The sequence below is a fragment of the Agromyces sp. NSFZ genome (genome assembly GCF_056156205.1).
In genome coordinates this window covers 691623-712122 of the sequence record NZ_CM149585.1, presented here as the reverse complement: position 1 = coordinate 712122, position 20500 = coordinate 691623, and the positions used below count along the sequence as shown (strand labels likewise).

The window sequence follows — 20500 nt, the reverse complement described above, 5'->3', positions numbered from 1 at the left end:
CGCTGGAAAGGGGTCGCCTGTCTCAGCGACGACAACACAGCATGGATGAGAGCACGCGCCAAGCCTAGCGGGCGGATGCCGACATCGGAGGCTTCTCCCAGCCCATGCGTTCGTATGATTGAACCGACAACCTTTACGAGAGAGGCCTCCGCGTGAGTGCGACCCCGCCCGTTCCCCCGAAGGCGAAGCAACAGCAGAAGCAGCAGAGCATCAAGCAGCAGCGAGCCGAGGAGCGCGCGCGCAAGCTCGAGGAGCACCGACGTCGCGAGGCCCGGTCGAAGCGCAATCGCCGCATCGGCATCGGGGCGGCCGTCGTCGGCGCGCTCGCGATCGTCGCCCTCGTCGTGACGAGCGTGGTGCTGACGCCGCAGCCGCCGTCGTACTCGGTCGGCGGCGAGGGTACCGAGGTCGACGGCGTCGAGACGTTCGAGAACGAGTCGACGCACGTCGAGACGGCGGTCGACTACGAGCAGACGCCGCCCGCCGGCGGCCCGCATCACCCCGCCTGGCTCAACTGCGGCGTGTACACCGAGCAGGTGCCGAGCGAGAACGCCGTGCACTCGCTCGAGCACGGCGCGCTCTGGATCACGTACGACCCGGCCCTCTCCGACGACGAGGTCTCGGCGCTCCGCGCGAAGCTGCCGTCGACGTACGTCATCCTCTCCCCGTTCGAGGGACTGCCGTCGCCCATCGTCCTGAGCGGCTGGAACACCCAGCTGCAGGTCGACGAGGTCGACGACCCGCGCATCCCGGCATTCATCGAGGAGTACTGGCAGAGCCAGAACGTGCCCGAGCCCGGCGCCCTCTGCACGGGCGCGGTGGACGGACCCGGCAAGGCCTCGTGACCGCGACCGCGACCGACGGGCACGGCGACAGGCACGGCGGTGGTCGTGAGGGCGGCGGCGGCGGGCGCGACGCCGGTCGCGCGACCGGCCGGGTCGCGGCGATCGTCGCGGCATCCGTCGCCCTCGTCGTGGTGGCCGTCGTGGCCTTCGCCGTCGGCCGCCTGTCGACCCTCGGCGATGCTCCACCGTCCACCACGAGCGCTGAGGCGGGATTCGCGCGCGACATGCAGACCCACCACCAGCAGGGCGTCGAACTCGCCATGATCGTGCGCGACGCGACCGACGACCCCGACGTGCGCCTGCTCGCCTACGACATCGCGACGACGCAGGCCCAGCAGGCCGGCCAGCTGTACGGCTGGTTGCGGCAGTGGGGGCTGTCGCAGGCGGGCTCCGAGCCGACGATGACGTGGATGACCCGGCCGGCCGACGGCGACGGCGCCACCGACGGCGGCGGGCACGACGGGCACGGTGTCGACGACGGAACCCACGCGCCGGGTGCGCCGATGCCCGGCCTCGCGACGCCCGCGCAGATCGACGCGCTTCGCGCCGCGTCGGGCGTCGAGGCGGAGCGACAGTTCCTCGAGCTCATGATCGCCCACCACGAGGGCGCGCTCGAGATGGCCGAGGCCGTGCTCGCGCGCTCGGACGACGAGGTCGTGGCGCCGTTCGCGCGATCGGTCGTCGCCAGTCAGACCGCCGAGATCGCGCTCATGGAGGACATGCTCGCGGAGCGCAGCTAGACGGCCTGCGGGAAGTCGAAGAACCGGTCGGGATCGTACTCGTGCTTGATCGCCGCAAGCCGCGCGTGGTTGCCGCCGTGGTACGCCGCGGCCCAGTCCTCGAGGAGCGGGTCGGGGAAGTTCGGATAGACGCCTCCCGACCCGTCGGCATGCGCGATCGCCCAGGAACGATCGACCCAACTGCCCGGGGCCGCCTCGATGTGCTCGAGCAGGAAGCGTGCGTCGCGGTGGGCGAACGCGGTCGCGTCCGCGGCGACTCGAGTGTAGGCGCCACCCATCGCGGTGAAGTTGAGTCGTCGTCGCTCGCCGGCCACGCCGCCCTCGAGTTCGGCCAGCAGCGCGCCGATCGTCTCGGGCCGCATCGAGCGGGAGAAGAACTCCGACCGGATCCGCACTCCCGCTTCGGGATCGTCCCCGGCATCCGGCTCGGCGAACGTGCCCTTCACCAGGTGGTACGGCCGTCGGCCTCGGATGTCGGTGACGAGGCCGACCCCCGCGGCCGCACCGAACTCCCGCAGGACGTCTCGGGTCGAGATCTCGTCGAGCAGCGACGCGCCGACGAGCACGGCCTCGACGGCCCGGCCGGGCTCCGCCGCCGCCACGACGGTCAGGTTCGCCGTGATCCCGTCCGGCGCATCGGGCGCCCACTCCTGCCACGCCGAGACGACGTCCTCGACCCCCACGTCCGACCAGCGGCCCTCGAAGCGGGCGGTCATCGGCTCCGCCACGGTCTCGAAGCGCAGCGACGTGACCACCCCGAACTGGCCACCGCCGGCGCCCCGGAGCGCCCAGAAGAGGTCGGGCTCGTGGTCGCGGTCGCAGTCCACGACCCGGCCGTCCGCGAGCACCACCTGCGCGCCGACCAGCCGATCGCAGGTGAGCCCGTGGGTGCGCCCGAGCAGCCCGATGCCGCCGCCGAGCGTGAGACCCGCGATCCCGACCGTCGGCCCGCAGCCGGCCGGGATGGTCCGCCCGTGCTCGTGCAGGGCGGCGTACACCTGCTGCAGTCGCGCGCCGGCGCCGATGGTGGCGAGGCCGTCGTCGGCCACGGTGATGCCGTCGAGCCCCGTCAGGTCGAGCACGATGCCGTCGGTCGTCGAGCGTCCGGCGAAGCAGTGGCCGCCGCCGCGGGGAACGAGGCGCGCGCCCGCGACTCTCGCAAGATCGAGTACGAGCACGACATCCGAGGTCGAGCGGCACCGGACGACGAGCTGCGGACGCGCACCCCGGTAGTTCGGATTCACCGGGCGGTACACCTGCTCGTACCCCGGCGAGTCGGCGCTGAACGCCTCGCCCTCGAGGCGCTCCCGGAAGCGGGCCACGTCGATCACGGTCGCGAGTCTACGAACTGGTCGTGCCGGCGGCCAGCGCGGGTGCGGACGCGCGACGGTCACCACCCCTCCCCGCCCAACGCGTGCAGATCCGACGAGCGCGAGCGGAAGCGCGCTCGCGCTCGTCGGATCTGCACGCGCTCGATGAACCTGGTCCTCGCATGCATCGCCCCGCGACGTGTGCGCGCGTCACGCGTCGACGACGGGCCGCTCCTCCTGCTGCCGGTACAGCGACGCGTACACGCCGCTCGCGTTGATGAGCTCGGCGTGCGTTCCACGCTCGACGATCCGGCCGCCGACGATCACGAAGATGACGTCGGCCGAGACCACTGTCGAGAGCCGGTGCGCGATGGCGATCGTCGTGCGCCCGCGCGAGGCGTCGTCGAGCGCCTGCTGCACGACTCGCTCGCTGATCGTGTCGAGCGCACTCGTCGCCTCGTCGAGCACGAGCACCGCCGGGTCCTTCAACAGCACGCGCGCGATCGCGATGCGCTGCTTCTCGCCGCCCGAGAGGCGGTAGCCGCGCTCGCCGACCACGGTGTCGTAGCCCTCGGGGAACGACGCGATGGTCTCGTGGATGTTCGCCGCGCGCGCGGCCGCCTCGAGCTCGGCGTCGGTGGCATCGGGCTTCGCGTACCGGAGGTTCTCGGCGATGGACGCATGGAAGAGGTACGTCTCCTGGCTGACGATGCCGATGTTCGAGATGAGCGACTCCTGCCGGAGCTCGCGCACATCGTCGCCGGCGAACCGCACGACGCCGCCCGACGCCTCGTAGAGCCGCGGCACCAGATACGACACCGTCGTCTTGCCGGCGCCCGACGGCCCCACGAACGCGGCGTACTGGCCCGGCTCGATCGTGAAGCTCACGCCGTCGAGCGTTGGCCGCGAGTCGCCGTCGGCATCGGGGTATCGGAAGGTCACGTCCGCGAACTCGACGCGGCCGAGATCGGAGCCGTTCGCCACGTCGCGGGCGCCGGGGGCATCCGTGATCGCCGGTCTCAGGTCGAGGTACTCGAAGATCCGGGCGAACAGCGCGCTCGACGTCTGCAGGTCGAGTGCCACGCGCATGAGCCCCATGAGCGGGAAGAGCAGTCGCGCCTGCACGGTGGTGAACGCGACGATGGTGCCGGCCGTGATGTCGGCGCCCCCGCCGCCGATGAGCCACCCGGCCACGAGGTAGACGATCGCGGGAATCGAGGACATGAAGATCGAGACCATGGCGAAGAACCACTGACCCGTCATCTGCTGCTTCACCTGCAGCCGGATCTGATTGCGGTTCTCGTCGGCGTAGCGCTCGATCTCGCTCTGCTGCCGCGTGAAGCTCTTCGAGAGCAGGATGCCCGAGACGCTCAGCGTCTCCTGCGTGATCGCCGTCATCTCCGACAGCGACTCCTGGGTCTTGCCGGCGATGCGCGCACGCACCTGCCCGACGCGGCGCTGGGCGATGACCATGAAGGGCATCAGCACGAGCGCGATGACGGTGAGCTGCCAGTTGAGCAGCAACATGGCCACGAACGCCGCGAGCACCGTGACGGTGTTGCCGAGCACGCTCGAGACGGTGTTGGTGAGCACGGATGCCACGCCGCCGACGTCGTTCTGCAGGCGCGACTGGATGACGCCGGTCTTCGTGCGCGTGAAGAAGCTGAGCTCCATCGCCTGCAGGTGCGTGAACAGCCGCACCCGCAGCGCCCCCATCACCTTGTTGCCGATGGACGCGGTGAGCCAGGTCTGCCAGACCCCGAGGAGCGCGGATGCCACGAACACGAGGATCATCGCCGCGACCACCGTGCTGAGCACCGGCAGGTTCGGACCAGCGGGCGCACCGTCGGGGCCGGTCGGGAAGAGGCCGTCGTCGAACGCGCGCTGGGTGAGCAACGGCGGGATGACGCTGAGCGCGGCGCCCGCCAGCACGAGCACGACGGTCGTGATGAGGGCGGTCTTGTGCGGCGCGAACAGCTCGGAGATGCGGCGGAGCAGATTCGGGATCTTCGGCGCCTCGGCGTTCTCGGCGCGCTGGGCCTCGATGTCGGCGCTCGAGATGCGACCCCGTGGCCCGCCGCCGCCGCGCGCGCCGCCGGCGGGCCGGGCGGCGGGCGGCGGCATCCCCCCACCACCGTGCATGCTCATGCATTCACCCTAAGCGGCGGGTGCGACGCCTCGGCCGGGAGCGCCGCCCCGAACGGGGGACGTTCGCGCAGGGCGTGACGGGCAATAGGTTGAGAGACGCTCGGATTCCCCGTGCCCGAAGGGAGTGCTCCATGCGTCACCCCACCACTCGAACCCGATCCGCAGTGGCGCGGTGGCGCTCCGCGCTCGTCGGAACGCTCATCGCCGGGTTGGCGATGGTGGGCGCCGCCGTCGGCGTCGCCGCACCCGCGGCGGCGGAGGAGGCACCGCCACCCGAGTCGACGCTCGAGATCGTGCGGGCGGAATGCGAGGTGTACGGCGGCCCGGGTGTGCTGGAGTACATCGTGCGAGATCCCGCGTGGGTCTACGCCGACTTCGTGACGGTCACCGACAGCACGGGCGCCGTCGTCCATTCCGCCACGTACTGGGAGGACGAGCTGACCGAGTTCCAGGCCTCGGTCGCCCTTCCGCAGGGTTCGTACACGATCGACTACGTCGCCGGCGGGGAGACCAACCCTCGGGTCCGGGACACCCAGACGTTCACCATCACCTGTCCCGACCTCGAACTCGAGGTGACCACGACGTGCAGTACCGGCGACGATGGCACGGCGACCTTCGCGTTCACGGGTCTCATCGAGGGAGAGCAGTACGCCTACTTCGTGGAAGGCATCGGCGTCTCAACGTTCGACCAGTTCACGGCGGGCGGCTCCACTCAGGAAGTGACCAGCGGCGCGCTGCCGCCGGGCAACTACTACGTCTACGTCGATTGGCGACCCCAGGTCGATGAGCCGACGATCGCCCCGGCTCCCATGCCCATGTACGACTGGCGCGCATTCGCCGTCGAGCCCTGCCAGCCGCAGATCTCCGTAGAGGTCACCGAGTGCGTCGCGTCGGGCGGCACCGGCTCTGCGCTGGTGACCCTCTCGGACCTCGTGGCGGGCGTCGAGTACGACGTGCGGGTCACCGATCGCGGCGACGCCGACGGGACCCCCTACGGGGGCGCCCACACGGTGACGGCCGACGCGAACGGCACGGCGCACCTCTCGGTCTCGAAGCTGCCGCCCGGCCACGACTTCACGGTATGGATCGCGGGCGTCTGGACCACCGTTCCATGGGAGGAGCCGCCGTTCATCGGCAACGGCGGCAACTTCACGCCGCTCGAGTCCGTCGACCTCGTCGGGCAGGCGGACTTCACCGTGAAGCCGTGCCCGGTCGCGCTCGCGGCGACCGGCGTCGACGGCGTCGGAGTGCTGGTGGGCGCGGCCGTCGTCCTGCTCGGATCGGGCGGAGCGGCGGTGTACTTCGCCCGTCGTCGACGGGGCGCACGCGACGCGGACTGATCCGACGGAGGGCTGGTGAACGGCGGGCTCCCGGTGGAGCCCGCCGTTCGCGCGCGTGATGCCCGGATGCTCGTGACCTTCGTGATCCTCGTTCGCGAGTTGATGCCATTCGCACCGCGAACCGATCTCTGCGGTGCACATGCCCGCAACTCGTCGATGGAGCGACGGAGCATCCGTGCGGCCTCAGGTGCGGATCCCCTTCGCACGCGGCGACGCGGCATCCGTCGACGCGGCGAGCGACCTACCACCCGCGCCGGATACGTCTCGTCGGTCCGATGCCGGTACAGCTCCTCCGGAACATGTCCGGCATGGCCGTCGCCCCAGCCTCGGTGCCAGATGCGAGCGATCCCAGGGACATCTGCCGAATCAGCGGGACGGATGGCTGGGACGCCGCCGCTCGACTCGGCCATCGGCCGTCTCACCTCAGGGACGTCGCGACGAGGATCCCGACCGCCAGCAGCGTGTCGAGCACCGCGCAGAACTCGGCCATCGAGAGCACCACCACCCGCCCGGTGCGGTGGTGGTACACGTCCCACCCGGCATGGGCGAGGAGTCCCGCGGCCACGAGCACGGCCGCCCACGGAAGCGCGAGGGGCACGGCGATGATCACGACGACGACGATGAGTGCCATCGCGCCGAGCGCGAGGGGCAGCCCCCAGACCGGCCGCAGCGCACCGCGCACGAACCCGACGACGACGAGCGCGACGGCGATGCCGACCATCCACCAGAACGGATCGAACGCGGGCACGAGGAACCCGATCGTGATCAGCACCACGGTGAGCGCGAACATCGGCCACGCCGCGGTTCGCAATCCGAGCGCCGCGGCCCCGAGGTAGATGAGGCCGGCCGCCGTGAGGACCAGGGCCATGCTGTCCGCATCGGCGAACCCGAACCAGTAGGCCGCGAGGAGGGATGCCGCGAAGACGACGCCGAACGCGGATGGCCAGCGCCGGAGCATCCGGCCGCCCTGCGTGGCGCGAGCGGGCTCTGCGACGGTCACGGCCGCGCCCAGGTCTCGGCCGGCGGCACCGTGCCGCCGGGCGGGGTGTAGGCCGCCAGCACCGTCGCTGCGATCACGCCCGCCGCATCGTCGGGAGCGAGTCGTCCGGCACGGATCTCCGCAGCTGCGCCGTGCATCACCCGATGGAGGGTGCCCACGAGCCACGGCGTGGGCAGGTCGGCGCGGAAGACACCCTCGGCCCGCCCGCGCTCGACGAGCCATTCGACACGCGATGCCGGCCGCTCGTGCAGTTCGCGCATCCGCTCGGGAGAGAGCGTCGCCTCCGCCGCCGTCACCAGCGCGCCGATCTGCACGAGGGTGAGCCAACTGGGACCGATGAGCCGCACAATGGCCTCCCGCGGGTCGCCGCTCAGGTCGAGCGCCTCGAGCGCCTCGTCGCCCTCCTCGATCGACCGTGCGACGACCGCGTCGATGAGCTCGGCACGCGACGCGAAGTGGCCGTACAGGGTGACACGCCCGACCCCTGCCGCCTTGGCGATCTCGGCGATGCTCGCATCGGCGTCACGACTCAGGCACAGCGCCGCAGCATCGAGGATGGCCTCGATATTCCGTCGTGCGTCGGAGCGTTTCACTGCCGCGTCGGATGCACGGTTCGGCATGATGCCCTCCTTTGTTGAACATCAGTGTACGACTTATCGCCGAACGTATCACGATGGAACCGGCACACGTCAACCCCACGGCATTGAATGCGCCCATGACCGTAGACTGACGACGGGTCCGCGACGAAGCGGGGGTGAGTCATTGGCCTCGATACGAGATGCGTGGGGACGCGTCGCCACCGTCACCTGGCACGATGTCGTCCGCGCCGAGCCCTCCCGATTGCGTGCGGGCGTCGCTCGGATGGCCGAGGAGGAATGGTCGAGCGATCCCGCCGCCCTTCTCGGTCTGGCCGCGACCCTCCGAGCACCGGGCGCCAGTAATCCCTACGCGGCCGAGCCGTACCTCGATGCCGCCGACGAACTGCTCACCGCCGAGGCATCCGACCCCGCGCTGCGGATCCTTGCGCGGGTGGTCCGCTCCATCCCGCTCCGCGAGCTCGGCCGGTTCACGCGTGCCCGCGAGTTGCTCGCCGCGGCCGACCGCGAGCTCACATCCGCACGACTGCCGTTCGCCGCGCGGATCGAGTTGAAGGCGCTCATCCTCCTCAACGACGGGGTCAGCGCCACGCTCAGCGGCCGGCTCGACGACGGACGCGGCATCCTGCTCCGCGCACTCCACGTCGCCGGCACCCGCACCTCGCCCGAGCTCAGGGCCGAGGCGAGCGGATGCCTCGCGCTCATCGACCTCCGAGCGGGCAGCCTCCGCAGCGCCGAGGCCTTCATCGAAAGTGCGCGCGCCACCGGCGTGGAATCGCACGCACGTGGCCTCGCCACGGCTCCGCTGAGGCTGGCGACCATCGCGATGGCCATCGAGCACGGTGAGGTCGACGGATTCGAGGAGCGGCTCGCGGCTCTCGTCGCGGAGACCGTCGGCACGGAGTACCAGCCGCTCGCCCTTGCGGAGCTCGCGGCGCTGCGTGGGACGGACGACGACGAGGTGGCGGAGATCCTGCAGGAGTTGCAGCTCATCACGAGGGAGTGGGAACATCCCAACCTCCCCGGCATGATGCACGACGATGCCCGGATCGCGCTCCTCGTGCGCCGACAGGAAGCGGTCGCCGCACGGGCTGAGATCGCTCGAATCGCAGCGGATCCGACGCACATCCAGTGCCCGGCCACCTGGTCGGCGCGGCTGGCACTCGATGCGGGCGACGCGGCGAACGCGATCGAGCTGCTCGAACCGTGCCTCGAGATGGGCGACGGCCACGCACCGCGCACCGGGACGCTCGCACTGCTCGTCGCCGCCTGCGGGCATGACATGGTGGGCGACCACACCACGGCGGACACCCTCTTCGAGCGCGCCCTCGCGCTGGCCGCGCCGGTCGGCTCCGTCCGTCCGTTCGGCGTGCTGCCGCGGGCCCATCTCTCGGCGCTCCACCACCGGTCGACCCGTCGGCCCCACGCCGGGGCGATCCAGGAGTTGCTCGAGGCGATCGTCGCCCGCTTCCCGAACGGCGAGGACGGAGCCCCGCACACGCTGAGTCCGCGCGAGCGCATCGTGCTCACCCGACTGGCCGCGGGTGACACGCATCAGCGCATCTCGTTCGAGCTCTCCGTCTCGCCGAACACCATCAAGACCCAGGCGCGGAGCATCTACCGCAAGCTCGGCGTGACGACCCGTGAAGGCGCCGTGCAGCGGGCGCGAACCCTCGGCATCCTCGACTGAGTCCCCCAATGAGGGGTCGGACCGGCACTTTTCATCCCGGATTCACCCGTCGCTCACCCGCTCCTGCCCCTTCCAGTCATCCTCGCCGCGGTGCTTGCATCGGAGGCATGGCGGCCACGGGTGACCGTCTGCGCACGGCTCGACTCGCGCGCGTTCTGATCAAGGGGGACCAGTGAACACATCGATCCGCGACGCCTGGCGTCGCGCGGGGGGACGAGACCCGTCCGACCCCGCAGGGGAAGCCGTCGACGCCCGACCGCGTTGGCGCACGACGCTGGCCGGTGCGGTCGTCGCCGCCATGGCCCTGGGCGGCATGACGGCCCTGGCCGCCGCACCCGCCGCCGCCGATGAATTGCCGCCGGCCGCCGCCGAGCAGGCGGTGGACCAGCAGGCCGAGCAGGCCCCGGTCGAGGAACCGGCACCCGCTCCGGCGGAGGAACCCGCGCCCGCCGAGGAGCCCACGCCCGCGCCGGTCGAGGAGACCGCACCAGCCGAGGAACCGGCGCCGGCACCAGCCGACGACACCGCGGCGGCCGTCGAGGCTTCCGCGGCTGAAGTCGAGGCGCCAGCCCAGGCCGAGGCACCGGTCGTCGCCCTGCTCGTGCCGCCGGGTGAAGAGCTCGTCGACCACGTCACGATCTGCCACCGCACGGGTGCATACAGCAACCCGTATGTGATCATCGGGCCGAGTGAGATCGGCGTCGTCATGGGCCATGCCGCCGAGCACGGCGAACAGGTGGTCTTCTACCCGGAGATCCCGAAGCACACCGAGTGGGGCGACATCATTCCGCCGTTCTACTACGGCGACCCTGCAGACCCGTCCTTCTTCCCAGGCCTCAACTGGACCGCCGAAGGCCAGGCGATCTACGAGAACGACTGCAACGTCGTGACGGTGACGCCCGACCTCGAGATCACGGTGACGGCGTGCATCGACTACGGGCCCGACGGGTTGATCGAGTTCACGCTCGGGCCGCTGCAGTCGAACGTCGACTATCGGGTCACCATCTGGAACTCCGATGACGTCGCCGTCGCCGACTTCAGCTGGTCCGGCGTTGCCGGTAGCGTCGGCGGCAGCGCATCGTTGCCACCCGGCGACTACACGATCACGGTCGAGCAGTCGATCATCGAGGACGTCTGGGAGGTCATCGACGAGCAGTCGTTCACGATCGAGGAGTGCCCGGTCCTGGATGTGACGGCGTCGGCCTTCGGCTGCAGCCTGGGTGACGACGGAACGGCCCTCGTGAGCATCTCCGGCCTCATCGTCGGCGAGGATTACGACTGGACCCTCGTGGGCGACGGACCGGTCGACGGGGGAACGCTCGTGGACGTCGAGGAGACCTCCCTCGTGGTTCCCTTCGAAGACCTTCCGCCGGGATCCTACGAGTTCACCATCACCTGGGCCGAGGATGACGAGGTGACGGCGACCGCCACCTTCGTCGTCGAACCGTGCCAGCCGATGATCTCCGTCGTGGTGACTGAGTGCCCGGCGTACGGCGAGGAGGGGTCGGCGCTCGTGCGGCTCACCGACCTCGTCGAGGGTGTCGAGTACGACGTGTGGGTGACGGCGAAGGGTGACATGGACGGAACCGCCTACGACGGCATCCGCACCATCACCGCCGGCGCATCGCACGCGGCGGAGATCGAGTTCGCCCCGCTGCCTCCGGGCATGGAGTACACGGCATGGGTGCATGGCGTGTGGGCTGATGAGGACGAGGAGATCGAGCTGCACGCCAGCGCGGACTTCACGCTGAAGCCCTGCCCGCCAGCGCCCGCGAAGCCGGCGGCCAAGCCGGTGAAGCCCGCCGGGCTCGCGGTCACGGGCGTGAACGACCCGACAGGTCCGATCGCAGCCGCACTGCTGCTGCTCGGCCTGGGCGGAGCCGCGCTCATCGCCCGCGCCCGTCGTGAGGGGAGGAGCAATCACAGCGAGTGATCGCTGACCACAGCGGCGGCGGGCGTCCCCTGGTGGGGCGCCCGCCGCTCGTGTGCCCGGGCGGCGATCGACGGAGCGGCGGCCGGGCAGAGCGGCGTGGGGCAGAGCGGATGCCGCGAGCCTCGGCTCGTGGCATCCATCTCCCCCTGCCCGCTTCCACGCGGCTGGTGCTACCCCTTCGTCGACCCCGCGAGGAGACCGCGCACGAAGTAGCGCTGCAGACTGAAGAACACGATGAGCGGAACGACCAACGACACGAATGCGGCAGCGGTGAGTCGTTGCCAGTCCTGGCCCCTCGTGCCCGTGAGCTCGGCGAGACGTTGCGTCAGCGGCGCGACGTCTTGGGTGCCGCCGGAGAAGATCAGGGCGACGAGCAGGTCGTTCCATACCCAGAGGAACTGGAAGATCGCGAACGACGCGATGGCGGGAACGGCCAGCGGCAGCACGATGCGGAAGAAGATCTGCCCGTGGGTCGCCCCGTCGACGCGCGCAGCCTCGATGACGTCGGTCGGGATCTCCGAGATGAAGTTGTGCAGCAGGAAGATCGCGAGCGGCAGTCCGAACATCGCATGGGCGAGCCACACGGGCGCGTAGTTCTGCTCGGGGATGATCGGGACAACGTCGTGCAGCCACGCCTGCATCGGTCGCAGGAACGTCGAGAAGATCTGCAGCAGCGGCACGAGGGCCATCTGCAGCGGGATGATCTGCAACGCGAACACGAAGATGAACAGCACGTTCGCGCCCTTGAACTTGATCCACGCGAACGCGTACGCCGCCATCGACGCGAAGACGAGCGGGATCAGTGTGCCGAGCAGCGCGATCGCGATGGAGTTCACGAAGTAGGCGCCGAGCTGCGGCGACGACTGCGACGTGGAGAACAGGACGTCGCGGTAGTTGTCGAGCGTGAAACCGGGATTCTGGAAGATCGTCCACCAGCCGGTGGTGCGGATGAGCTCAGCCGGCCGGAACGACGAGATGAACAGGCCGAACGTGGGTATCGTCCAGAGGATCGCGATGACGAGCGAGATGATCGTGGCCGTGCGCGACGTCAGGCGCCGCTTCACGCGAGCGGTCTTCGTCGTGACGATCTCGGTGGCCTCGATCGCGCCGAGGTTCTTGGCGACGGGAAGGTCGGCCGGGGCGACGCTGCTCATCGGATCTCCCTCTGCTTACGGAGCACGTTCACGTTGTAGATGATGATCGGCAGCACGAGCACGAACAGGATCAGCGCGAGCGCGGATCCACGTCCGACCTCGCTCGCGCGGAACGCCTGCGTGTACATCTCGTTCGCGATGACGCTCGTGTTGAAGTTGCCCGCCGTCATGGTGCGCACGATGTCGAAGACCTTCAGGGTCGCGATGGAGATCGTGGTGAGCACCACGACGAGCGAGCCGCGGATGCCCGGGACGGTGACGTTCGTGAAGCGCTGCCAGCCGTTCGTGCCGTCGAGTTGGGCTGCCTCGATCTGCTCGGTCGGGATGCCCTTGATCGCGGCGCTCAAGACCACCATGGCGAAGCCCGTCTGGATCCAGATCATGACGACGATCAGCAGGATCGTGTTGATCGGATCGGTCTGCAGCCACTGCACCGGCTCGCCGCCGAACCCGGTCACGATGGCGTTGAGCAGGCCGATCTGCTCACGGTCGCCCGAGCGGTACTCGTAGACGAACTTCCAGATGATTCCGGCGCCCACGAACGAGATCGCCATCGGCATGAAGAGGATCGCCTTGTAGTATCGCTCGCCCCGTGAGCGGTCGATGAACACGGCGTAAGCGAGGCCGACCGCGGTCGCGAACGTGGGCACGAGCGCCACCCAGACGATCGTGTTGATGAGCGTGCGGATCGCCGTGGGCTGCGTGAAGCTCCAGATGAAGTGGTCCCATGTGAACGCACCGCTCGAGTCCTGGAAGGCGAGGATGCTCGTGCGGATCGCCGGGTAGATGAGGCCGATGATCATGAAGATCATGGCCGGCGCGAGGAACCCGACGAGCTGCCAGTAGTCTCGACCGCGCTTCGGCGCCTTGTCGATGAAGAAGATGAGGAGGCCGACGACCGCGGCGAACACCGCGAGCCCCATCACCACCTGCAGCAGCTTGCCGATCAGATCAGCCGTCGTCATCTGTGCCTCCCGTTCGTCGTTGAATCAGGGGTGCCGAGGGGCGGGGTCTGCGAACCCCGCCCCTCGATCATGCCGCCTGTGGCGTGCCGACCGCTACTAACTCGCCGGCCAGCTCGCCTCGATGGTGTTCAGGACCTGCTGGGTGTCCTGCCCACCGACCCACTCCACGATGCCCTTCCAGAAGGAGTCGGCACCGACGGCGCCCGGCATCAGGTCGGATCCGTCGAAGCGGAACGTGGTCTCCTCGTCCTGGAGGATCTCGATCGACTGGGTCAGCAGTTCGCTCGACGCGACCTCAGGGTCGAGCCCCTTGTTCGCGCTGATGACGCCGCCGAGGCCCACCCGGTTGTTGGCCCAGGTGTCGCTCGAGAGGTACGCCCGGAAGGCCTCGACCTCTTCGGCGTCGCGGAACGCGACCGGGAACTCGCCACCGCCGGTGACGTTGAGTCCGCCGCCGGCCTCGACGGGCGGAAGCAGGAACGCCCACACGGTGCCGTCGGGAGCGACGGTGTTCTCGTCGCCGCCCTCGGGGTTCCAGAAGGTCTCGTAGAACGAGGCCTGGTGGTGCAGCGAGCACTCGCCGTCGAGGATCGGCAGACCGGCGGTCTGGAACGCCTCGGTGATCTGCGTCGACACGTCGCCGATGCCGCCGTTGACCATCTCGTCGCTCTTCAGGTACGCGCCGACCGCGTCGAACGCTTCAGCGACCTGCGGGTCGTTGAACGGGATCTCGTGGGTCACCCACTGGTCGTAGACGTCGGGGCCGTGCAGGCGGAGCATGTAGTCCTCGACCCAGTCGGTGCCGGGCCAGCCGGTGGCGTCACCCGACTCGAGGCCGACGCACCACGGCTTGTGCTCGCCCTCGGCCGCGATCTCCTCGGAGAGCGCGGTGAGGTCGTCGAGGGTCTCGGGGATCTCGTAGCCCTTCTCCTCGAACTCGGCCGGCGAGTACCAGACGTAGCCCTTGATGCTCGCCATGAGCGGGGCGGCGTAGAACGTGCCGTCGTGGGTGCCGTACGCCTTCCAGTCCTCGGACCACCACTCGTCGACGTTGGCCTCGACGGCCTCGGAGGCCGGGATGAGCCAGCCGCCCGTCGCGAGCCGCTGGAGCAGGCCAGGCTGCGGAACGATGCCGACGTCGGGGGCGTTGCCGCCCTCGGCGAGCACGGCGATCTGCGCCTCGAACTCACTCGAGCCCTGGTAGTCGACCGAGATGCCGGTGCACGTCTCGAAGTCGGACCACGACTCGACCAGGCGGTCGGCCTCGAGGTCGAGGATCGTGCCGCCGACGGTGACCTCGGCGTCTTCGAACGTGCCGTACTCCTCGTAGTCACCGCAGTCGACGTCGGCCGCCTCCTGATCTGCGATGTCGCCCGTACAGGCCGTGAGTGCGAGTGCGACCGCGGCGGCACCCATTACCGGGGCCGTCCAACGGCGGTGCCGTGTGAGTCTCATGTCATCTCCTCGTTGAGTGTGGTGCAGGAGTGAACCCGGGAACCGGTTCCAGCCTCCACGGTAGGACAGAGAGCCGCATCCTCACAAGCGATCCGAGGTCACGGTTCGGACACTGCAGGAATCTGGCGCGAACGCGCGTGGAGAGCGCTCTCACGCGCGCGCCGTGCAGCGACATCCGCTTGCCTCAGCCCAGAGGGAAACGGTTCCACATTCCGGGGAAATCGCACTACACTCGGCAACGGAGCTGCCCGAGGGAGGGAGGCGCTGATGCCAGCGATCGGCGACGTCGCGCGTCTGGCGGGCGTCTCGAAGGCCACCGCCTCACGGGCGCTCAGCGGTCGAGGCTACGTCGCCGAGGACACCCGGCGACGCGTGCAGGCGGCCGCCAAGCGCATCGGCTACATCGCCTCCCCCGACGCCGCCAGCCTCGTGACCGGCCGCACGAAGAACGTCGGCGTCGTCATCCCGTTCGTCAACCGCTGGTTCTTCGGCGAGGTGCTCGAGGGCATCGAGCGTTCGCTGCTCACGGCGGGCTACGACCTCACCCTCTACAACCTGGCCCAGACCGGACCCGAGCGTGATCGGGTGTTCGACTTCTTCCTCGCCCGCAAGCGCGTCGACGCGGTGATCGCGGTGGGGGTCGACCTCGACGAGCGCGAGGTCGCGGTCATCACGAGGCGCAGCAAGCCCATCATCGCGCTCGGGGGTACGGCGCCGGGCGCACCTCGGCTGGCGATCGACGACCGCGCGGCGGCATCCCTCGCCACCGAGCACCTGCTGAAGCTCGGCCACACGCGCATCGCCCACCTGGCCGGCGCCGGTGCGGGCGCCGCCGCCCGGAGCGTGCAGGGCCTGCGCCGCACGGGCTTTCTCGAGTCCATGGGCGAGGCGGGCCTCACGCCGGCCGGCGGTGCGCGGGGTGTCGTCGAGGCCGAGATGAGCCTGCCAGGCGGCTACGCCGCCGCACTGCAGCTGCTGGGGCATCCGGGCGACCGGCCCACCGCCATCTTCGCGGCCTCGGACGAGGTCGCCTTCGGAGCCATGCGGGCGGCCGAGCGCCTCGGCATCGCCATGCCCGCCGAACTCTCGATCGTCGGGATCGACGGGCACGAGTACGCCGAGCTGTTCGGACTCACGACCGTGGAGCAGTACCCGGGCGAGCAGGGCAGGATCGCCGTGGCGCGCGTCATGCGGCTGCTCGGAGAGGCCCCGCCTGACGGGGCGGAGGAGCCCGACGACGCACCGCTCGCGACGCGGCTCGTGGTGCGCTCGAGCACGACGGCGGCGCCGCGCTGAGCGGGCCCTCCCGCCGCGACTCCCGAGAACGACGGATGCCCCGCAGCCGATGATCGGCCACGGGGCATCCGGGTGTTCAGGTGACGCAGGTCACCTCAAGCTGGTGCGCCCGAACGAGCGCGACCGACTACTTGAGGGTGACGGTGGCGCCGGCCTCCTCGAGGGCGGCCTTGGCCTTGTCGGCGGTCTCCTTGTTCGCGCCCTCGAGCACGGCCTTGGGAGCACCATCGACGACGGCCTTCGCCTCGCCGAGGCCGAGCGAGGTGAGCTCGCGCACGACCTTGATGACCTGGATCTTCTTGTCGCCGGCAGCCTCGAGGACGACGTCGAAGGAGTCCTTCTCCTCGACCTCTTCGACTGCGGCGCCGCCGCCGGCGGCAGCGGGGCCGGCAACGGCGACCGGGGCGGCCGCGGTGACCTCGAAGGTCTCCTCGAACGCCTTGACGAACTCCGAGAGCTCGATGAGGGTCAGGCCCTTGAACTGCTCGAGCAGCTCTTCAGTGGACAGCTTCGCCATGATGTTTCTCCTTAGATTCTCTGGTTACTCACCGCTTGAGAGGCTCGCGCCTACGCAGCGGACTCCTGCTTCTCACGCAGCGCGTCGACCGTGCGAACGGCCTTCGAGAGCGGTGCGTTGAACAGATATGCGGCTCCGAACAGCGAGGCCTTGAAGGCACCGGCGAGCTTCGCCAGCAGCACTTCGCGGGACTCGAGGTCGGCGAGCTTGCCTACCTCTTCGGCGGTCAGGGGCTTGCCATCGAAATAGCCGCCCTTGACCACGAGGAGGGGGTTCGCCTTGGCGAAGTCACGCAGTCCCTTCGCGACGGCGACGGGGTCGCCGTGCACGAATGCGATGGCGGACGGACCGGCGAGCTCGTCGTCGAACGACGAGATGCCGGCGTTGTTCGCCGCGATCTTGGTCAGCGTGTTCTTCACCACGGCGTAGCTCGCGTCCCCACTGATGGACTTGCGCAGCGTCTTCAGCTGGGCAACAGTGAGGCCGCGGTATTCGGTCAGCAGAACGGCGGTCGAGCTCTCGAACAGCTTCGTGAGTTCGGCAACCGAGGCTTCCTTGTTCGCCATGGCCACTCCTTGTGAATTCAACGCGCACCGCGGAGGCGGTGCACGGCCTGGGAGCGCTGGCGGTTCGTGAGAACTCGAACTGGGAGAAAGAAAAGAGCTCCGGCGCAGTTGCGCGGAGCTCGGCCTCGAATCATCGAGGAAGTCTTCGTCACACCTGCGCGGGCACTTGCTTTCGCAAGACTTCGGTCGGCACCGCCGACTGTGATGATCACAGCCTGCGCGCACGACAACCAGCGGTCTTCGGCTCCGTACAGGCTAACGGATGCCTCGGGCCCTCGCAAATCGCCGCGCCCCCGGTCCCCGACCCCGACCCTCAACTCCCAACCCCGACCCCGACCCCCACCCCGACCCCCACCCCGACCCCGACCCCCACCCCCGGACCCCCCAACCCCCGCGAGTGCTAACGCCCAACGCCGAATGTTGACGATGCGGCGCATCCGTTCGGGCCGACCGTTAACACTCGGCGACTGACAACCGGCCGATGTCGGCGGCATGCGCTAGCAAGAGCGCATGGAGATCACACACCTGAATCCCGCCGCGCTCTTCACGAATCCGGCCTTCAGTCAGGGGGTGCTCGTGCGGGGTGGCCACGACACCCTCTACGTGGGCGGCCAGAACGGCACGGATGCCTCGGGCGCCATCGTCGAGGGCGGCCTGGGCCCGCAGACCGAGCAGGCCCTGAAGAACGTGCTCGCGGTACTCGCCGAGGCCGGTGCCGACCAGACCAACGTCGTGCGGCTCGCGATCTACCTCGCTGAAGGCCAGGACGCCAACGAGGGCTACGCCGCGTCGGCGAACGTGTGGGGGCAGCATCCCACCGCCGTCACGGTGCTCAACGTCGCCGATGTGGGGCGCCCCGGCGCACTGGTCGAGATCGAGGCGGTCGCCGTCGTGGGCTGATCCGAGGCATCACGATCGCGGCGTCAGGGCGCGCGGGTCGCGCGGGTCGCGCGGGGCGCGCGGGGCGCGCGGGGCGCGCGGGGCGCGCGGGTCGCGCTGGTCGCGCGGGTCGCGCGGGTCGCGCGGGGCGCGCGGCTCAGGATAGTTGATATAAGTCCACTAATTCGGTATAGTTGACTCTTATCAATCAATCCGGGAGTCACATGGCCAAGCTGCCCCTCCGCACGCGCGCGTCCAAGCCGACCGAGGCCGCGCCACCCGCCCTCTCCGACAACGGCATGACCCGCCGTGAGGTGCTGACGGCGCTCTCCGGCCTCCTGCTCGGCATGTTCGTGTCGATGCTGGCCTCCACGGTGGTCGGCACGTCGCTGCCGGTCATCATCGCCGACCTCGGCGGCGACCAGTCCGCGTTCACCTGGGTCATCACCGCGACCCTGCTGGCCACCACCGTGTCGACGCCGATCTGGGGCAAGCTCGCCGACCTCTTCAACCGCAAGCTCCTGCTGCAGCTCGCGCTCGTGATCTTCGTCGCCGCCTCGGCGGTCGCGGGCTTCTCGCAGGACACCGCAACGCTCATCACCATGCGCGTCTTCCAGGGCGTCGGCGCCGGCGGACTCGCGGCCCTCAGCCAGATCGTGATGGCCGACATCATCAGCCCCCGCGAGCGCGGCAAGTACGCCGGCCTCTTCGGCGCGGTGATGGCGGTCGCCACCGTGGGCGGCCCGCTGCTCGGCGGCGTGCTCACCGACGGGCTCGGCTGGCGCTGGAACTTCTTCGTCGGCCTGCCGATCGCCGTGGTCGCCCTCGTGCTGCTGCAGCGCACCCTGCACCTTCCCAAGCGGCCGCGGCAGAAGGTCTCGATCGACTACGTGGGCATCGTGCTCATCTCCGCCGGGGTCTCCCTGCTCCTGCTCTGGGTCACCTTCGCCGGAACCCAGTACGAGTGGATCTCGATGCCGAGCCTCCTCATGGTGGGGGCGGCGGCCCTGCTCCTCGCGATCGCGATCGTGGTCGAGCTTCGGGTGAAGGAGCCGGTCATCCCCCTCGGGCTCTTCCGCAACCGCACCTTCACCCTCTCGGTCATCGCCTCGATCTCGGTCGGCGTCGCGATGTTCGGCACGGCGGTCTTCCTCAGCCAGTACATGCAGCTCGCGCGCGGAGCCACTCCCACCGAGTCGGGGCTCCTCACGATTCCGATGATGGCTGGAGTCCTCATCGCATCCACCGTGATCGGCGCCCTCGTGAGCCGCCGCGGCAAGTGGAAGGGCTTCATGATCCTCGGCAGCGTGCTGATGGTCGCGGGCAGCATCCTGCTCTCGCGCCTCGAGTACGACACCGACTTCTGGTACGTGGGCATCTCGATGTTCGTGCTCGGGGCCGGCGTCGGCATGCTCATGCAGAACCTCGTGCTCATCGTGCAGAACACCATCGAGGTGAGGAACCTCGGCGTCGCCACGAGCGCGGTCACGTTCTTCCGCAGCCTGGGCGGCACCGTGGGCGTCGCCGTCATGGGCTCGATCCTCGGCACCGTGGTCGCCGATCACCTCAAGACCGGCATCCGCACGCTCGCGCCCGAGCAGCAGCTCGAGGCCGCGCGCACCCTCGGCAGCGGCACCATTCCGCAGATCAGCGAACTGCCCGGATTCCTCCGGGTGATCGTCGAGTCGGCGTACGGCGCCGGCGTCGGCACGGTGTTCCTCGCCGCCGTGCCGCTCGCGATCGTGACACTCCTCGCGGTGGTGTTCCTGCCCAACGTGAGCCTCGGCACCCAGAACGCGATCCAGCGGGCGAAGGTCGAGCAGCAGTCGGATGCCACGACGGCGCGTGGCTCGTCGGCGCACGAGGAGCACGTCCGCGAACACGAGGAGCACGTCCGCGAGCTCGAGGACGCCGAGGATGCGGTGATCGACACCGCAGCGGCATCCGTCGCCCTGACGCCCGTCGGCCTGGCGCACGAACCCGGCAGCGGCTCCCCGACCACCGCCACGGACGCCCGCGGCGAGGTATCCGGAGCCAGTGTCGCGCGCTCGGGCGAGCAGTAGGAT

17 protein-coding genes are annotated in these 20500 nt (G+C 69.7%); 8 read left to right on the top strand and 9 right to left on the bottom strand.

Annotated features, from left to right (window positions below; translation table 11 throughout):
* Positions 1-152 precede the first annotated feature (152 nt).
* Positions 153-845, top strand: a complete 693-nt coding sequence (locus ACVFI9_RS03405; RefSeq protein WP_474764637.1) for a DUF3105 domain-containing protein — start codon at positions 153-155, stop codon at positions 843-845.
* Positions 842-1585, top strand: coding sequence for a DUF305 domain-containing protein (locus ACVFI9_RS03400; protein ID WP_474764636.1), 744 nt, complete (start codon positions 842-844; stop codon positions 1583-1585). Before ACVFI9_RS03405 ends, ACVFI9_RS03400 begins: the two co-directional genes overlap by 4 nt.
* Here the strand turns inward: ACVFI9_RS03400 and ACVFI9_RS03395 are convergent.
* Together ACVFI9_RS03395 and ACVFI9_RS03390 are read right to left on the bottom strand one after the other, a co-directional pair.
* Positions 1582-2916: an FAD-binding oxidoreductase gene (locus tag ACVFI9_RS03395; protein WP_474764635.1), complete on the bottom strand. Its 1335-nt coding sequence runs from the start codon at positions 2914-2916 to the stop codon at positions 1582-1584. The two genes, ACVFI9_RS03400 and ACVFI9_RS03395, sit on opposite strands and share 4 nt — an antisense overlap.
* 189 nt (positions 2917-3105) lie before the next feature.
* Positions 3106-5037, bottom strand: a complete 1932-nt coding sequence (locus tag ACVFI9_RS03390) for an ABC transporter ATP-binding protein (RefSeq protein ID WP_474766360.1) — start codon at positions 5035-5037, stop codon at positions 3106-3108.
* A 137-nt stretch (positions 5038-5174) separates the two neighbouring features.
* On the opposite strand from ACVFI9_RS03390, the gene ACVFI9_RS03385 reads away from it, so the two are divergent.
* Positions 5175-6383 (top strand): hypothetical protein, encoded by a 1209-nt coding sequence (locus tag ACVFI9_RS03385; RefSeq protein ID WP_474764634.1) that lies wholly within the window; start codon positions 5175-5177, stop codon positions 6381-6383.
* 418 nt (positions 6384-6801) lie between these two features.
* Here ACVFI9_RS03385 and ACVFI9_RS03380 read toward each other — a convergent pair whose 3' ends face one another.
* Positions 6802-7383: a hypothetical protein gene (locus ACVFI9_RS03380; RefSeq protein ID WP_474764633.1), complete on the bottom strand. Its 582-nt coding sequence runs from the start codon at positions 7381-7383 to the stop codon at positions 6802-6804.
* Complete coding sequence (locus ACVFI9_RS03375) at positions 7380-8003, bottom strand: TetR/AcrR family transcriptional regulator (protein WP_474764632.1); 624 nt, start codon at positions 8001-8003, stop codon at positions 7380-7382. Before ACVFI9_RS03375 ends, ACVFI9_RS03380 begins: the two co-directional genes overlap by 4 nt.
* Positions 8004-8244: 241 nt before the next feature.
* On the opposite strand from ACVFI9_RS03375, the gene ACVFI9_RS03370 reads away from it, so the two are divergent.
* A complete protein-coding gene (locus tag ACVFI9_RS03370; RefSeq protein WP_474764631.1) occupies positions 8245-9669 on the top strand; it encodes a helix-turn-helix transcriptional regulator in 1425 nt (474 codons plus the stop codon).
* Between the two features lie 172 nt (positions 9670-9841).
* The gene (locus ACVFI9_RS03365; RefSeq protein ID WP_474764630.1) at positions 9842-11602 is read left to right on the top strand and encodes a hypothetical protein; all 1761 of its coding nucleotides are present in this window, start codon (positions 9842-9844) and stop codon (positions 11600-11602) included.
* Between the two features lie 170 nt (positions 11603-11772).
* Here the strand turns inward: ACVFI9_RS03365 and ACVFI9_RS03360 are convergent, their stop codons facing one another.
* The 3 genes from ACVFI9_RS03360 to ACVFI9_RS03350 form a co-directional block, all read right to left on the bottom strand.
* A complete protein-coding gene (locus ACVFI9_RS03360; RefSeq protein WP_474764629.1) occupies positions 11773-12756 on the bottom strand; it encodes a carbohydrate ABC transporter permease in 984 nt (327 codons plus the stop codon).
* Complete coding sequence (locus ACVFI9_RS03355; RefSeq protein WP_474764628.1) at positions 12753-13721, bottom strand: carbohydrate ABC transporter permease; 969 nt, start codon at positions 13719-13721, stop codon at positions 12753-12755. The genes ACVFI9_RS03360 and ACVFI9_RS03355 overlap by 4 nt, the downstream gene beginning before the upstream one ends.
* Before the next feature lie 96 nt (positions 13722-13817).
* Entirely contained in the window at positions 13818-15137 is a 1320-nt protein-coding gene (locus tag ACVFI9_RS03350; RefSeq protein ID WP_474764627.1) for an ABC transporter substrate-binding protein, read from the bottom strand.
* A 306-nt stretch (positions 15138-15443) separates the two neighbouring features.
* On the opposite strand from ACVFI9_RS03350, the gene ACVFI9_RS03345 reads away from it, so the two are divergent.
* Complete coding sequence (locus tag ACVFI9_RS03345) at positions 15444-16472, top strand: LacI family DNA-binding transcriptional regulator (protein ID WP_474764626.1); 1029 nt, start codon at positions 15444-15446, stop codon at positions 16470-16472.
* A 127-nt stretch (positions 16473-16599) separates the two neighbouring features.
* Here ACVFI9_RS03345 and rplL read toward each other — a convergent pair whose 3' ends face one another.
* Both rplL and rplJ read right to left on the bottom strand, forming a co-directional pair.
* The gene (rplL, locus tag ACVFI9_RS03340) at positions 16600-16989 is read right to left on the bottom strand and encodes a 50S ribosomal protein L7/L12 (protein ID WP_360518710.1); all 390 of its coding nucleotides are present in this window, start codon (positions 16987-16989) and stop codon (positions 16600-16602) included.
* Between the two features lie 50 nt (positions 16990-17039).
* The gene (gene rplJ / locus ACVFI9_RS03335; protein WP_474764625.1) at positions 17040-17555 is read right to left on the bottom strand and encodes a 50S ribosomal protein L10; all 516 of its coding nucleotides are present in this window, start codon (positions 17553-17555) and stop codon (positions 17040-17042) included.
* Between the two features lie 510 nt (positions 17556-18065).
* Between rplJ and ACVFI9_RS03330 the strand changes: the two genes are divergently transcribed.
* Positions 18066-18455 carry a RidA family protein gene (locus tag ACVFI9_RS03330; RefSeq protein ID WP_474764624.1) on the top strand — a complete coding sequence of 130 codons (390 nt, stop codon included), beginning with the start codon at positions 18066-18068 and terminating at the stop codon, positions 18453-18455.
* 278 nt (positions 18456-18733) lie between these two features.
* Complete coding sequence (locus ACVFI9_RS03325) at positions 18734-20497, top strand: MDR family MFS transporter (protein ID WP_474766358.1); 1764 nt, start codon at positions 18734-18736, stop codon at positions 20495-20497.
* Positions 20498-20500 lie beyond the last annotated feature (3 nt).